15 protein-coding genes and 1 pseudogene are annotated in these 13455 nt (G+C 59.6%); 9 read left to right on the forward strand and 7 right to left on the reverse strand.

What is annotated here, in order from left to right:
* From DQ393_RS01870 to DQ393_RS01895, 6 genes are all read right to left on the reverse strand, one after another.
* A partial coding sequence (locus tag DQ393_RS01870) for an ACT domain-containing protein (protein ID WP_245430235.1) occupies positions 1 to 119 on the reverse strand: 119 nt, incomplete at its 3' end.
* A gap of 65 nt (positions 120 to 184) precedes the next feature.
* On the reverse strand, positions 185 to 1411 hold the full coding sequence (locus DQ393_RS01875) for an NAD(P)/FAD-dependent oxidoreductase (protein ID WP_112340122.1): 1227 nt from the start codon (positions 1409 to 1411) through the stop codon (positions 185 to 187).
* A gap of 52 nt (positions 1412 to 1463) precedes the next feature.
* Positions 1464 to 1781: a MocE family 2Fe-2S type ferredoxin gene (locus DQ393_RS01880; RefSeq protein WP_112340190.1), complete on the reverse strand. Its 318-nt coding sequence runs from the start codon at positions 1779 to 1781 to the stop codon at positions 1464 to 1466.
* A 10-nt stretch (positions 1782 to 1791) separates the two neighbouring features.
* Positions 1792 to 2805 (reverse strand): sterol desaturase family protein, encoded by a 1014-nt coding sequence (locus DQ393_RS01885; RefSeq protein WP_112340123.1) that lies wholly within the window; start codon positions 2803 to 2805, stop codon positions 1792 to 1794.
* An 11-nt stretch (positions 2806 to 2816) separates the two neighbouring features.
* Positions 2817 to 3608, reverse strand: coding sequence for a 3-methyl-2-oxobutanoate hydroxymethyltransferase (locus tag DQ393_RS01890; RefSeq protein WP_112340124.1), 792 nt, complete (start codon positions 3606 to 3608; stop codon positions 2817 to 2819).
* Positions 3609 to 3695: 87 nt separating this feature from the next.
* Complete coding sequence (locus DQ393_RS01895) at positions 3696 to 4700, reverse strand: LacI family DNA-binding transcriptional regulator (protein WP_112340125.1); 1005 nt, start codon at positions 4698 to 4700, stop codon at positions 3696 to 3698.
* A gap of 268 nt (positions 4701 to 4968) precedes the next feature.
* Here DQ393_RS01895 and DQ393_RS01900 point away from each other — a divergent pair.
* Both DQ393_RS01900 and DQ393_RS01905 read left to right on the forward strand, forming a co-directional pair.
* A pseudogene (locus tag DQ393_RS01900) lies at positions 4969 to 5673 on the forward strand (IS6 family transposase).
* 309 nt (positions 5674 to 5982) lie between these two features.
* Positions 5983 to 6228 (forward strand): CopG family ribbon-helix-helix protein, encoded by a 246-nt coding sequence (locus DQ393_RS01905; protein ID WP_112340126.1) that lies wholly within the window; start codon positions 5983 to 5985, stop codon positions 6226 to 6228.
* On the opposite strand, the gene DQ393_RS34185 is transcribed toward DQ393_RS01905, so the two are convergent.
* The gene (locus tag DQ393_RS34185) at positions 6219 to 6431 is read right to left on the reverse strand and encodes a hypothetical protein (RefSeq protein ID WP_183765720.1); all 213 of its coding nucleotides are present in this window, start codon (positions 6429 to 6431) and stop codon (positions 6219 to 6221) included. The genes DQ393_RS01905 and DQ393_RS34185 overlap by 10 nt on opposite strands.
* Positions 6432 to 6550: 119 nt before the next feature.
* Here DQ393_RS34185 and DQ393_RS01915 point away from each other — a divergent pair, with 119 nt between their 5' ends.
* The 7 genes from DQ393_RS01915 to DQ393_RS01945 all read left to right on the forward strand — a co-directional run bounded on the left by DQ393_RS01915 (position 6551) and on the right by DQ393_RS01945 (position 13455).
* Complete coding sequence (locus tag DQ393_RS01915; protein ID WP_112340127.1) at positions 6551 to 7246, forward strand: GntR family transcriptional regulator; 696 nt, start codon at positions 6551 to 6553, stop codon at positions 7244 to 7246.
* A 53-nt stretch (positions 7247 to 7299) separates the two neighbouring features.
* Positions 7300 to 8211, forward strand: a complete 912-nt coding sequence (locus tag DQ393_RS01920) for an agmatinase (RefSeq protein ID WP_112340128.1) — start codon at positions 7300 to 7302, stop codon at positions 8209 to 8211.
* A gap of 341 nt (positions 8212 to 8552) precedes the next feature.
* Positions 8553 to 9155 carry an amino acid synthesis family protein gene (locus DQ393_RS01925; protein ID WP_112340129.1) on the forward strand — a complete coding sequence of 201 codons (603 nt, stop codon included), beginning with the start codon at positions 8553 to 8555 and terminating at the stop codon, positions 9153 to 9155.
* 25 nt (positions 9156 to 9180) lie between these two features.
* Entirely contained in the window at positions 9181 to 10017 is an 837-nt protein-coding gene (locus DQ393_RS01930; RefSeq protein WP_432421974.1) for an alpha/beta fold hydrolase, read from the forward strand.
* Positions 10014 to 10949 carry a flavin reductase family protein gene (locus tag DQ393_RS01935; protein ID WP_112340131.1) on the forward strand — a complete coding sequence of 312 codons (936 nt, stop codon included), beginning with the start codon at positions 10014 to 10016 and terminating at the stop codon, positions 10947 to 10949. The genes DQ393_RS01930 and DQ393_RS01935 overlap by 4 nt, the downstream gene beginning before the upstream one ends.
* Positions 10946 to 11986: an LLM class flavin-dependent oxidoreductase gene (locus DQ393_RS01940; protein ID WP_112340132.1), complete on the forward strand. Its 1041-nt coding sequence runs from the start codon at positions 10946 to 10948 to the stop codon at positions 11984 to 11986. Before DQ393_RS01935 ends, DQ393_RS01940 begins: the two co-directional genes overlap by 4 nt.
* Before the next feature lie 5 nt (positions 11987 to 11991).
* Positions 11992 to 13455, forward strand: a complete 1464-nt coding sequence (locus tag DQ393_RS01945) for an aldehyde dehydrogenase (RefSeq protein WP_112340133.1) — start codon at positions 11992 to 11994, stop codon at positions 13453 to 13455.

Consider the following 13455-nt stretch of genomic DNA (forward strand, 5'->3'; position numbering starts at 1 on the left):
AGATCGTCGAACTGGCTGGAATCGACGATGTTGCAGCCCTGCTCGGCCAGATAGTTCGAGATCGCCGCAACGATCCCACGCGTCGATTGGCAGGATACTGTGAGCACATGGGTGGTCATGACAATCCTCTGTCGAACCGCCATCGAGCGGTCTATTCGAGTTGATATTGACAAGATGAGGGAGATCAGGCGGCGAGCAGTTGTTTCAGCTTGATCTCCGGTGCGGCAAGCGCTGCCGGATCGGGATGGCGTCCAGCGGCGATCATCATCTCGGCGAGCCGGATATCGCGAGCGATCGCGTTGCCCGGTCCGATGCCGCTCGCGGCAAGCAAGCGGCCATCGGCGCCAAGATGGAAGAGGATGAATGCCTCAGTCGACAGATCACGTCGAACCGCCGTTACAGCCCCCTCGGCAAGCCCCGCGATCTGCAGCGTCAGGTCGTACTGGTCCGACCAGAACCACGGCACAGCGGCGCTGGTTTCTTGTGCGCCCATCATGTTGGCGGCGGCAAGCGCGCCCTGCTCATGCGCATTGCGCCAGGACTCTAGCCGGATACGCCGACCACCGTAGTGGCCGATCGGAAAGGAGCAACAGTCCCCGGCCGCGAAGATATCGGGATCGCTTGTTTGCATATGCTGATCGACCGCGATACCGTTGTCGATGACAAGGCCGGCTGCATCGGCGAGCGCCACATTCGGAATCGAGCCGATACCGAGGACCAAAAGGTTGGCCGCAATCACCCGGCCTCCTTCCAACGAGATGCGCACGTCACTCGGTCGTTCATCGATCGCGGCTATTTTGATACCCAAGAGAAGGTCCACGCCCGCGTCGCGATGGCGCTTGCAGACCACCTCGGCGATTTCGGCTGGGACGCCGCGGGTAAGAACGCGCGGTAGGCTTTCGAGAAGCGTGACGCTAGCGCCCAGTTTTCGGGCGCTAGCAGCAAGCTCCAAGCCGATGAAACCGCCGCCGATGATCGCGATATGGTTGCCTTCGGCCATGTGCGGGCGGATGGCGGAGGCATCGCCATAGCTGCGCAGGACGCGGATGCGGCCGTTCGAACACGGCATCCCTGGTAGTTCTCGCGCACTGGCGCCAGTTGCCAGAAGAAGCTTGTCGTACGGACGTCGGGAGCCGTTCGAAAGCGCTACATTTCTTCCGTTCCGGTCGATTGCGGTCACCGATACGCCGGTGACTATGCGGATGCGCTCCGCCTCGAAGCGAGCGGCATCGGCAACGAAAGTCGGCTGGGCACCCGCGACGATGGCATCTTTAGAGAGTGGTGGCCGCTCATAGGGCAAGAGCGGTTCGGTACCGACAAGTGTGACAGTGCCGTCGAAACCCCGTTCACGCAGCGCAAAGGCTGCGCGTGCGCCGCACTCCCCGGCGCCTACGATGACAAAAGAGGACATGACCAAGCCTCGCGTGAGAGAGAGAAAGTAAAACGTGTTCCGACCGGATGCCTCAGCCCGGCAGTTCGACCAGCACCGTTCCATCCTCGATGCGCGCGGCGTATACGTTGAGGTTCTTGCATACTGGCAGGCGCTTGGCCTCGCCTGTGCGGTAGTCGAAAATGCCGGAATGCTTGGGGCATTCGATCTCGTAGTCCATGACGAGTCCATCGGCGAGGTGAATAGCCTCATGAGTGCACAGCCCATCGGTGCAGAAGACCTCGTCGTCCGGGGAGCGATAGAGCGCATAGGTTCGGCCGGAGTGGTCGAAGCGGCGCGCTCCTTCCTGTTCGATATCGTCGAGGCGGCAGGCGGGAATCCAGCTAGTCATGATGTCCTCGTTACTTTGCGGCGCTTGCCGCATTGGCGCGGGCCTTACGCTTTTCATATCGTGCTTGCATCCGCGCATCGCTTTCCTTGGTCCCGTCGTGCCAGGTACCGAACCACTTGTCGAAAGGTACAAGGCCGTCGCCGTAGTTCACCTCGAAAAACTTGTGATGCAGGTAATGGGTATAGGCATGGCTGTCGATCGCTGCCTCCGCGCCCAGTTCGATCTTGTCGAAACCAAGATGGCCGACGACTGCCCCGAAGCCGGAATAGTGCAACTGATAGATCGCAAGAATGGGATTCGATGGAATGACAAGGTGGATCAGCGCGGAGGAAAAATAGAGCAGTTGCTCCACCGGGTGCATCGACAGCGATGACCAGGGCGACGGATTGACCGAGTTGTGGTGGACGGAATGGATCCAGCGATAAAGCGGGCCCCAGTGAATCAGCCGATGAATCGCGAAGAAATGCGCCTCATGGAAAATCGGCATGACAAGCGCGATTCCGAACAGGTACCAAGGCTTCGCGGCGAAGGACACCCATGGCACGAGCCCGTTGGCGAAGGCATAGAGGATACCGACCTCCAGTGCCGTCCAGATTGGAAGAGCCGTGCCGAAGGTCCGGATGATGCCGTCGGCATTCTGGCTATCGAAGAGGAAGGCCGGGTTCTTGCTGTCGCCGGGAAACTTGCCATTGTACTTGAAGCGGTTTTCCTGGGTGCGAAGGATATACAGGCGCAGTTCAAAGGCACCGTAAAACAGGAAAACGGCAACGCAGTTGACGAGAAAGAGCCGCAGGATCCACGCAATGTGGAAGGTTTTCAGGACCTCCGCTTCCGGCACGATGAAATGCCAATAGGCAACAGCGGAGGCGGCGAAGAGCACGTTCCACGGTAAGAAATAGTGTGGCAGCCATTTCAGGAAGGCCACCGGCTTCGGAGGAAGGGTGAAGACGGGGGCGGTCTCAATCCGTCCGTCGGGAGCCCAATCGCCCCGTTTGTTACGTTTGCCAAAGCTGAGGTCATCCATCGGGGTCTCCGTCAGATTGATTGGGCGAGAGTGGAGAAGCGTTCGAAGGCGGTGTCATCCATGTCCACCTGATGCTTCGTTTCGGGGTAGGCGCCGCTGGCGACATCGGCAGCAAAGGCGCGGAAAGCTTCAACGCGTTTCCTCTGCAACTCGGCCGTGAGGGCGACGAAATCGGCGTATCGTTTGGCATGACGGGGATAGTGGTCCGCATGCGTGCCAAGCACGCCCGACGAGAAGAGATATTGCGTGTCGCAGGCCGAACCGCAGCCCATCCCCATGGTGATCATCGGTGTGTTGCGGGTGATATAGTCGGCCAGGCGCACTGGCACCACTTCGACCTCGATCGCTGCGGCGCCTGCATTCTCGAGATCTTTCACGGCGCGTAGCACACGCAGCGCTTCCTCCGGTGTCCTGCCGATCGCTCGGAAATTTGTCCATGTGGCGCGGTTTGGCACGAGCCCGACATGACCGGTAACCGGTATGCCTTCCCGCGCCATCGCCTCGATGAAATAGGGAGAATGCGAACAATAGACGGAGTCTGCACCACGCTTCAACATCTGAAAACCGAGACGGATTGCTTCTTCCTGCGATGAAACGGCACCGTGAGGCATGCCCACCGACAAGAAGGCGAACGGCACGGCCGAGCGAATGGTTTCGAGATGGTGATCCGGTTCGCAGGACAGGATGGTGATCCCGCACTCCACCGCTGCGGCGGCTTCCTCAGCGTTGTCAACATGCAGCTGAAGCCACTTGCGCGAGCCTTTTTGGCTCTGCAGATCATGGACCGTGATGCGTCTTGTCATCAGATCTCCCCTCGATTTATGGGGCGATCATAGGATGGAGGTGGAACATCCGCCGCTAGTTTTCTGATCAAATCAGATCAAGCGGTATCAGAGATTTTCCCGAGTGATTGTAACGAACCGGATCGGATCGTTGGCGACGGGCTCGCTGACAAGGCCGAGGCGGGCGAGCATCAGATCAAGCGCGCGGCGCGCCTGAGCCTCTGGCGCCTGGTCCAGGACCACGGACATGACACCTTCGCGTAAGGCGGTTGCACTTCGCTCGGTAAGTTCATGGCCGACGAAGAAGATGTCCCGGCCGCGTGGGTGCTTGCGCAGGACCGATGCGAGCGAGGAATTGGCGCCCCCCGCATTGTAGAAGCCCACTAGGTCCGGCCACACGTTGAGCGCCTCTACCAGCATTTCTGCGCTGCGGACGGCCTCGTCCTGCCCAAAAAGAACAGCGACAAATTCCATTCCGTCGCGCGGGCGCTCCGCGAAATAGTCGGAGAAACCGCGAATGCGATCGCGGTGAACCTGGTATATCTGGCTGTGACAGAGCGCGACGACCGTACCGTCGTGCGGCTGCATTCTTGAGATAAATAGGCCAGCGCTTCGCCCGGCGGCGTAGTTGTCGATCCCGACATAGTTAGCCTCGACGTTTTCTGCCCGCGTGACGATCTGGATGACCGGAACGCCTTCAGCCTCGACCGAACGAAGCGCGGCGCGGACCTCCGATTGGTCCGGTGCAGCGACAATTAGGCCGGCACGTTTTTCCTTAGGTCTTGCGATCCAATCCGCAATCATGAGTGAATCTTGCTCATCCAGGAAGGTGCGATGCACCGCAATCGTTGAATCGAGCAAAGCGGCACCTCGCCCGAAGGCCTGCGCGAGCCGGGAGTAGAACGTCGTCTCAGGTCGCATGAGAAGGACATCGATACGCACGATACCGCGATGGAGATCCGGCAGCCGCTTCGGATAGTCGAGTGCACGTGCAGCGGCGGTGACCTTCTCCACAAGGGCGGGACGCACTCCTCCGCGCCCGTTCAGCACCCGCTCGACCGTTGCCGTTCCGACACCCGCGAGGCGCGCGATATTCTGGAATGTTGGCTTCATTTTTTTATTCCACCTCAGCGGCCACCTGGCGGATTGATCCAGGATAACGGACGAGTGATATAGCAAAGCGAGGTAACGATCTCGTGCTTTAACACTTTTCTATTCTGACATGGTCACGGGAGATGCGGCACTGGTCAAGCGGGACGTCTCGAAAGGCGGTAATGGCGGTGCTCTTCTTTCTTCGGCGTTTGCCGAGCTATAAACGAGAGTGGATCACATTGCACTTATCCGTCTGATACTGCCCGGCTCGTTGAAGCCGGTGCATCAGGTGCCGAGGCGCAATGAAGTTTCCAAGCCTCTTCCGCGGTTGAAGGGGTTTCGCTTTCCGCGTGAGATTGCTGAACATATGGGGTGGGACGATCACCGGTTTTTTGCTGAGCATGGCGGATGTAGAAGACCTGCTTGCCGAACGCGGTGTGATCGTCAGCTGGAAAACTGTTTGTGTATAGATTAATCGCATTGGCCGCCACTTTGTCACCCGCATTCGCAGGGACAGCCGCAAGCCCGATGGCAAGTGGCGTATATATGAGGCCGTGATTGCGATCGGCGGACAGAAGTTCTGGCTCTGAGGAGCGATCAATGCTGACGGCGATGTGCTCGACATCTTGGTTCAGCGGCGCCGCACCACCAAGGCAGACGAGCGCCTCTTCTCCAGACTGGTCAGGCAATTTTGCGAGCCGCGCATCGTCGTGACAGATAAGCTTGGCAGCTACGCCAAGCCTGTGTAGATCTTGGCGGCGGACGCCGATCATCAGGCGCATAACGGTCTGAACAACAGAATTGAAAACTTACACCGGTCGACCCGAAACGCGACAACATCATGGGGTGGTTCAAATCGCCTCGTCAGGCGCAACGCTTCCTGTCGGCCCTTGACCAAATCAATGCGATCTTCAGCCCTCACCGCTACGATCTCACCTCCATTGCATACCCGCCATGCACTGGGATCGACGCATTTAGCCTGTGGGCCGAATAAATCGCTGAAAATGGGGGCGCAAAATACTCGCCCCGTGGTGACAAGCGACCCAGCCTCAAACAACTTCGTAATGTCGACTGTTGGTTCCATAAACTGGATTACGCTCCAAACAACGCACCGTAATCAACAGATCGGGTTTTCAATCGCTCAGCGCATTAAGCGCGCGGATCGCTGGTTCAAAACCCTTCAAGACCAATCAAAGCCATTTGCGTTTTTTTGTGTAAGCCCTCTCGGGCGCTTTGATGTGAGTTCATGCTGAACCTTGACGGTTCACAGATAATCTTACTGAGCTAAGAAAGGGTGGGTGTTATGGCCGCATTCAACGTGCGTGTTTCAGACAAGACGGCTAGTAAACACGACCAGATCGCGGAGACGCTTGATCGCTCGCGCTCTGATATGGCAGCCCAGCAAATCGAGGATTATGTTGCTCGTGAAGAGTGGCAAATTGCTGAAGTCGAAGCCGGATTGGCTGAAGCCAAGCGAGGCGAATTCGTGACCGATGAAGAAATGACGAAAGTTATCCGAAAATACACCAGGTCTGCTCATCAATCATGAGCGAAAAGCATATTTGCTGCACGAGGAGAGCGCTGCGACCGCTTGTTGAGATTGGCGCATACATCCAGAAAGATAATCCGGATGCCGCTGCGCGCATATTGCCGGATGTTTGCCTCCACTGCTTCGTCGACCACGTGATAATGGCCGGAGAACAGCGATATCTCGTAATCGGTGTCGACCATAAGAAGGTGCTGAAGGAGCATTTAGGCATTCACGAACAAGCGTTGCTCTGACTGTCGGGCGCTCTGCTGCATTGACTTCATTGCGGGAATGGATGATTTTGGTACGCCATATTATGGTATCCGAAGCCGAGGGTTGGAAAATGAATGACGATGGGCTTAGCACTGCAATTCGCGTGGAACGTCCGGCCAAGACGCTGCGTGAACTTGCGCTCGACAAGGTACGAGAAGCGATCGTCAATGGTTATTTCCGGCCGGGAGATCGGCTGGTGGAGCGCGATCTCTGTGCCCAGCTCGGTGTCAGCCGCACCATCGTTCGCGAGGTTCTGCGCCATCTCGAATCCGAAGGCCTTGTCGCCAATCTCCCGAACAAGGGGCCGATCGTCGCCCAGCTCAATCACGACGAAGCCAAACAGATCTACGAGATCCGCGCAGCACTGGAAGGGATGGCGGCGCGGCTTTGCGCCGAGCAAAACAATCCCGCGATCGCCGATGCCCTGGACAAGTCGCTCGAAGACATAAGGCAGAGCTATCGCGGCAAGGACATGGCCGGCGTGCTTGCTCACACATCCTCTTTCTATCAGACGCTGTTCAGCAGCGTCGACCGCCACGTGGCATGGGGCGTCGTCAATCTACTGACGGTGCGCATCAATCATCTGCGTTCCATGACGATCAAGACCAGGGATCGTGACGTTCAGGGGCCAGCACAGATGGCGCGCATCGTCGATGCTATCCGGCGCGGTGACGGCGAAGGCGCCTATCGGGCGGCGATGGAACATGTCGCAAGCGCCAGTGCCATCGCCCAGGCCGTGCTTTCCGATCGCCAACCGGCCGACTGATCTTCGTGCCACTACCCGTGTTCCGGGAAAAACATCGTCGAGGCTGATGCGAAATGACCAACTCTCTTTCCTTTCTCGGCCTTCCAGATCGTTTGGATGAGGGGCGCATACCGCGCGCGGTCATCTTCGCTGCCGGTCACGGCAGCACCTATGCCGGCAAGGATAGCAGCGGCCATGCGCTGGCGGCCGGCACCATCCGTGCTGCAAGCCAGGCGGACGCGGCGCTGATCGATCACTGGGATTTCGATCTTGGCGGCCCGCTGTTCGATGGCAGACCGCCCAGTTGCATCGATGCGGGCGACATCGAAACCACCATGCATGACAATGCCGGAAACCGAGCCCGGATCGAGGCTAAGACGCGCGAGGTGCTGGCATTGCAGGCCGTGCCGATCCTGCTCGGCGGCGACTGTTCCGTCACCATGCCGTTTATCGCAGGCTTTGCCGATCACGGACCGGTCTGGGTCCTGCAGATCGATGCCCATGTCGACTGGCGCGATGAATTGCATGGCGAGCGTTACGGCTATTCGAGCCCGATGCGGCGGGCAAGCGAAATGCCGCATGTCGCCGGGATGGTGCAAGTTGGCCTTCGCAGTGTCGGAAGTGCCCGGCCCGAAGAGATCGAAGCCGCGCAGCGTTACGGTAGCCGTTTCGTGACCGCCCGCGAGATCCATGCTGAGGGAGTGGCCGCGGCTCTCCGGCATATTCCGGAGGGAGCGCGTGTTGTCGTCACCCTGGATTGTGACAGCATCGATCCCAGCATCATGCCGGGAGTTGCGGCGCGGACACCCGGCGGCCTCATCTATACCGAGGTCATCGACCTGATTGCCGGCCTTGGCAGGCGGGCAAGGATCGCCGGCTTCGATTTGGTGGAGTTTTATCCTCCCGCCGACATCGATGGCCTGTCGGCCGTGACCGCCGCGCGTGTTCTCGTCAACGCGATCGGCGCCATCGTGCGGCAGGTTTGAACCCGATCGGTTTCCCCGAAGCCTGGCTCAAAACGTACCGCACCGTCGGCGGTATTCGACCTCATCAAATTGTCGTTTGGCCGTCGACGCGGATTGACTCATTTTCGCGTTCGAGGTGATGGTAGACCATAATAACTAATACAAAAGCGGACCATGGGTAACTGGTGATGTGTAATGAACAGGCAGCGCCTGCGCAAGCGCTGTTCTGAGTGTCGCCAAGCCATTGTTATATATGATTTAATTTTGAAATCGACACGACTTTCGGGTTCGTTCGTTCAAAGCCGCTTGACAGCAATGTATTATGGCATACCATCATATGTAATTTTAGATGAGAGCGAGCCATGAACCTTCAGATCCGAAAAACCGTCCTGCAGATCGAAACGACGCTTGTTGAAGGGGGCAGGGCGGCGGCCACGCCGTTGAAGCTCTTCTCGGCATGCGCGATCGTCAAAAACCCTTGGGCTGGTCGCGGCTTCGTCGCGGATCTGAAGCCCGAGATTCATGCCGCGGCACCCGTTCTCGGCGAACTGCTCACCACGATGATCATCGATGCGGTCGGATCGGGCGAGGCCGTCGAAGCTTATGGCAAATCCGCCGTCGTCGGTCTCGACGGCGAGATCGAGCATGCATCCGCGCTGATCCACACTCTTCGCTTCGGCAATCATTATCGCCATGCCGTCGGCGCCAAATCCTATCTCGCCTTCTGCAACACGCGCGGACCGGCCAATGCGCCGATCATGATCCCGCTCATGGACAAGAATGATGAAGGTCGCCGCTCGCATTACCTGACAATCCAGACGTCGATACCCGATGCACCGGCCGCCGACGAAATCGTCATTGCGCTTGGTGCCTCGATCGGTGGTCGGCCGCATCATCGCATCGGCGATCGCTATCAGGATCTTAAGGATCTGGGACAGGACGTCTCCAATCCGGCCGGCGTTTAAGAGATCGGGCATCTGGATGCCGGCGATGGAAACGATGGATCAGAACAAGGCCGATCTTCTGAATGTGGGAGGTTTGCCTCGCAAGCACACGGCGCGCGGCACAGCCTATCATGAAGTCGGCAAAGGCGAGCCGCTGGTGCTGATCCATGGTGTCGGCATGCGGCTTGAAGCCTGGACGCCACAGATCGAGGCTTTTTCCAGAAGCCATCGCGTCATCGCCGTCGATATGCCGGGTCATGGGGAAAGCGTTGGTTTGCCTCCGGGCAGCAAGCTGGAAGCCTTTGTCGCCTGGTTCGGCGGCTTTCTCGATGAGATGGCGTTCAGTGAGGTCAATATCGCCGGCCATTCGATGGGCGCGCTCGTTGCCGGAGGGGCGGCCGCAAGCTTCGGAGAGCGGATCAAGAGGGTCGCCTATCTCAATGGCGTCTATCGGCGCGATCCCGAGGCCAAGGCGGCCGTGCTCGCACGCGCAGCCGCGATACCGATTTCAGGTGTCGACAAGGAAGGCCCGCTGCTGCGTTGGTTCGGCGATGATGCTCGAAGTGGAATCGCGCGGGAACTCACGCGGAACTGGTTGAGCCTTGTCGATCCGAAAGCCTATGCCACGGCCTATGCGGCTTTCGCCGGTGGCGATGAGACCTATGCCGATCGCTGGCCGGATGTCGGGGCGCCGGCCTTGTTCCTGACGGGATCCGACGATCCGAACTCGACGCCGCGGATGGCGGAGGAGATGGCCGCGGCGGCACCCAAAGGCTGGGCACGGATCGTCGAAGGGCACCGCCATATGGTGAACCTGACCGCGCCAGATATCGTCAATGAGCTGCTTGCCGAGTGGCTTTCATGCGGGGAGGACGCAAGATGACGGCACAAGATTTCGATCCAAGGGCGCTGCGCGACGCCTTCGGCGCGTTTCCGACGGGCGTGACGGTCGTCACCGCGCGCGATCAGGCTGGTCTGCCGATCGGCTTTACGGCGAATTCCTTCACGTCGGTATCGCTTGAGCCGCCCCTTCTTCTTGTTTGCCTCGCCAAGACCTCGCGTAATTTTGCGGCCATGACGAGCGCGAAGCACTTTGCCATCAATGTGCTCTCGGAGACGCAGAAGGCCGTCTCCAACACCTTTGCCCGACCCGTTGAAAACCGGTTCGCCGCCGTCGAGTGGACTTCCGGGGCGTATGGCTGTCCGATCCTCGCCGATGTCGCCGCCTGGTTCGAATGTGCCATGAGCGAAGTGATCGAAGCAGGCGATCACGTTGTCCTGATGGGACGTATCGTCTCGTTCGACAATAGCGGCCGCAATGGGCTGGGCTATGCCCGTGGCGGCTATTTCACGCCGATCCTGGCGAGCAAGGCGGTCTCCGCTGCGGCGGAGGGCAATATCGAGCTGGGTGCCGTTCTCGAGCGCGACGGTGAGATCCTGCTGCTCGGGGACGATGTTCTGGCTCTTCCGAATTGCGAGGGCAGGGAGGGCAGCCCCGCCGATATTCTCGGTCAGTATTTACAGACGCTGACCGGCCTTACCGTGACCGTTGGCTTTCTCTATTCCGTCTATGAAGGCAGGAGCGATGGCAAGCATCACATCGTCTATCGGGCCTTTGCTTCACAAGGTGAGCCGCGCAAGGGCCGGTTCCTCAAGCCGGATGCGCTCAAGACTGCGCATTTCAAGACCAGCTCCACGGCCGATATCGTCTCCCGATTCGCGCTGGAAAGCCAGATCGGCAATTTCGGGGTCTATTTTGGCGACGAGACCTCCGGCATGGTGCGACCGGTTTCCGGAAAGGCGGTGCGGGCATGAAATTTTCTCTCTTCGTTCACATGGAGCGCCTCGACGCGAGCCAGACGCATAAGAGCCTCTATGAGGAGTTCGTCGCGCTCTGCGAGATCGCCGACAAGGGCGGCATGCACGCGATCTGGACGGGCGAGCATCACGGGATGGATTTTACCATCGCACCCAATCCGTTCGTGACGATCGCCGATCTGGCGCGGCGGACATCGCGGGCAAGGCTCGGAACAGGAACGGTGATCGCGCCTTTCTGGCACCCGATCAAGCTTGCCGGCGAAGCCGCCATGGCCGACATCATCTGTGACGGCAGGCTCGATATCGGCATTGCCCGTGGCGCCTATTCCTTCGAATATGAACGGTTGCTGCCTGGTCTCGACGCCTGGGGTGCCGGCCAGCGCATGCGCGAGCTGATCCCAGCCGTTAGAGGTATCTGGCAGGGGGATTACGCCCATGAGGGCGAGTTCTTCAAATTCCCGTCGACCACCTCGGCGCCAAAGCCGCTGCAGGAGCCCAATCCGCCGATCTGGGTTGCCGCGCGCGACCCGAATTCGCATGAATTCGCCGTCGCCAATGGCTGCAATGTCCAGGTGACGCCGCTCTGGCAGGGTGACGATGAAGTCGAGGCGCTGATGGGGCGGTTCAACGACGCCTGCGCCAAGAACCCGGACATCGAGCGACCGAAGATCATGCTCCTCCGCCACACCTATGTCGGCTCGTCCGAGGATGACATCGCGCGGGCCGCCCATGAGCTCAGCGTCTATTACAACTACTTCTTCGCCTGGTTCAAGAACGAGAAGCCGGTCCATCAGGGCCTGATCGAACGCATTCCGGAACAGGATATTCGTGCCAATGCCATGTTGTCGGATGCGGTCATGCGCAGCAACAATGTCGTTGGCGATGCCCAAACCGTGATTGCCCGACTGAAGGCCTATCAGGCGATGGGCTACGACGAATATTCCTTCTGGATCGACACCGGCATGTCGTTCGAGCGTAAGAAGGCATCGCTCGAACGCTTCATCGCCGAGGTCATGCCGGCATTTCAGGAGTGAACGCCATGCAGCGCTTCCAGTATTACATCGACGGCGAATTTCTGGATGGAGAAGCCCGCTTCCAGAGTATCGATCCCGCGACCGGCGACGTCTGGGCAGAAATGCCAGAAGCGCGGGAGGCCGATGTCGACCGCGCCGTCGATGCCGCCGAGAAGGCGCTTTACGCAGCCCCCTGGGCAAAGATGACGGCGACGCAGCGTGGCAAGCTTCTCTACAGGCTTTCGGACCTCGTCGCGGCCAATGCGCAGAAACTTGCCGAACTGGAGACACGAGACACCGGCAAGATCATCCGCGAGACCTCGGCGCAGATCGCCTATGTCGCCGACTATTATCGCTACTATGCCGGTATTGCCGACAAGATCGAGGGCTCCTATCTGCCGATCGACAAACCGGACATGGATGTCTGGCTGCGCCGCGAGCCGGTCGGCGTCGTCGCCATGGTCGTGCCCTGGAATAGCCAGCTTTTTCTCTCGGCGGTGAAGATCGGCCCGGCGCTCGCCGCCGGCTGCACGATGGTCGTCAAGGCGTCGGAGGATGGCCCTGCGCCCTCGCTGGAATTCGCGCGCCTGGTCCACGAAGCCGGCTTTCCGGCCGGCGTCGTCAACATCATCACCGGCTTCGGACCTTCCTGCGGTGCGGCACTTGGGCGGCACCCCAAGGTCGCGCATATCGCCTTTACCGGCGGGCCGGAGACCGCGCGCCACGTCATCCGTAACTCGGCCGAAAACCTTGCCTCGACATCGTTGGAGCTCGGGGGAAAATCGCCCTTCATCGTCTTTGCCGATGCCGATCTCGAAAGTGCCGCCAATGCGCAGGTTGCCGGCATTTTCGCAGCAACGGGCCAAAGCTGCGTTGCCGGCTCGCGGCTGATCGTCGAGGCCAGCGTCAAGGAGGCATTTCTGTCGATCCTCAAGCGCAAGGCCGAAGCAATCCGCATCGGCTCACCGCTTGACATGGCAACCGAGGTCGGTCCGCTCGCCACCAGGAGACAACAGGATCATGTGGCCGCGCTCGTCGAGACATCCATCAGGAGCGGTGCTCGGCTCATCACCGGCGGGCAAAAGCCCGACGGCGTGGGTTACTATTTCCCGCCGACGATCCTGGATTGCGATGGTGTCAACTCGCCGTCATTGGCCGAGGAATTCTTCGGGCCGGTTCTGTCGGTTGTTTCGTTCGAGACCGAGGCGGAAGCGCTGAGGCTTGCAAACGACACCCGCTACGGCCTGGCATCCGGTGTCTTCACCCAGAACCTCACGCGTGCCCATCGCCTGATGAAGGGCATCCGCGCCGGTGTCGTCTGGGTCAACACCTACCGCGCGGTATCGCCGATCGCGCCGTTCGGCGGCTTCGGCCTTTCCGGTCATGGTAGGGAAGGCGGTCTTGTGGCCGCGCTCGACTACACGCGCACCAAGACCATCTGGCTGCGGACGTCCGATGACCCGATCCCCGATCCCTTCGTCATGAGGTGA

This window comes from Martinezella tropici (assembly GCF_003287875.1).
GTDB lineage: Bacteria > Pseudomonadota > Alphaproteobacteria > Rhizobiales > Rhizobiaceae > Rhizobium > Rhizobium tropici_C.

What these genes read in the sequence shown, in the direction of transcription:
- DQ393_RS01875 (WP_112340122.1), bottom strand. Translation starts at nt 1,411, where the DNA reads ATGTCCTCTTTTGTCATCGTAGGCGCCGGGGAGTGCGGCGCACGCGCA.
- DQ393_RS01880 (WP_112340190.1), bottom strand. Translation starts at nt 1,781, where the DNA reads ATGACTAGCTGGATTCCCGCCTGCCGCCTCGACGATATCGAACAGGAA.
- DQ393_RS01885 (WP_112340123.1), bottom strand. Translation starts at nt 2,805, where the DNA reads ATGGATGACCTCAGCTTTGGCAAACGTAACAAACGGGGCGATTGGGCT.
- DQ393_RS01890 (WP_112340124.1), bottom strand. Translation starts at nt 3,608, where the DNA reads ATGACAAGACGCATCACGGTCCATGATCTGCAGAGCCAAAAAGGCTCG.
- DQ393_RS01895 (WP_112340125.1), bottom strand. Translation starts at nt 4,700, where the DNA reads ATGAAGCCAACATTCCAGAATATCGCGCGCCTCGCGGGTGTCGGAACG.
- DQ393_RS01905 (WP_112340126.1), top strand. Translation starts at nt 5,983, where the DNA reads ATGGCCGCATTCAACGTGCGTGTTTCAGACAAGACGGCTAGTAAACAC.
- DQ393_RS34185 (WP_183765720.1), bottom strand. Translation starts at nt 6,431, where the DNA reads ATGCTCCTTCAGCACCTTCTTATGGTCGACACCGATTACGAGATATCG.
- DQ393_RS01915 (WP_112340127.1), top strand. Translation starts at nt 6,551, where the DNA reads ATGAATGACGATGGGCTTAGCACTGCAATTCGCGTGGAACGTCCGGCC.
- DQ393_RS01920 (WP_112340128.1), top strand. Translation starts at nt 7,300, where the DNA reads ATGACCAACTCTCTTTCCTTTCTCGGCCTTCCAGATCGTTTGGATGAG.
- DQ393_RS01925 (WP_112340129.1), top strand. Translation starts at nt 8,553, where the DNA reads ATGAACCTTCAGATCCGAAAAACCGTCCTGCAGATCGAAACGACGCTT.
- DQ393_RS01930 (WP_432421974.1), top strand. Translation starts at nt 9,181, where the DNA reads ATGGAAACGATGGATCAGAACAAGGCCGATCTTCTGAATGTGGGAGGT.
- DQ393_RS01935 (WP_112340131.1), top strand. Translation starts at nt 10,014, where the DNA reads ATGACGGCACAAGATTTCGATCCAAGGGCGCTGCGCGACGCCTTCGGC.
- DQ393_RS01940 (WP_112340132.1), top strand. Translation starts at nt 10,946, where the DNA reads ATGAAATTTTCTCTCTTCGTTCACATGGAGCGCCTCGACGCGAGCCAG.
- DQ393_RS01945 (WP_112340133.1), top strand. Translation starts at nt 11,992, where the DNA reads ATGCAGCGCTTCCAGTATTACATCGACGGCGAATTTCTGGATGGAGAA.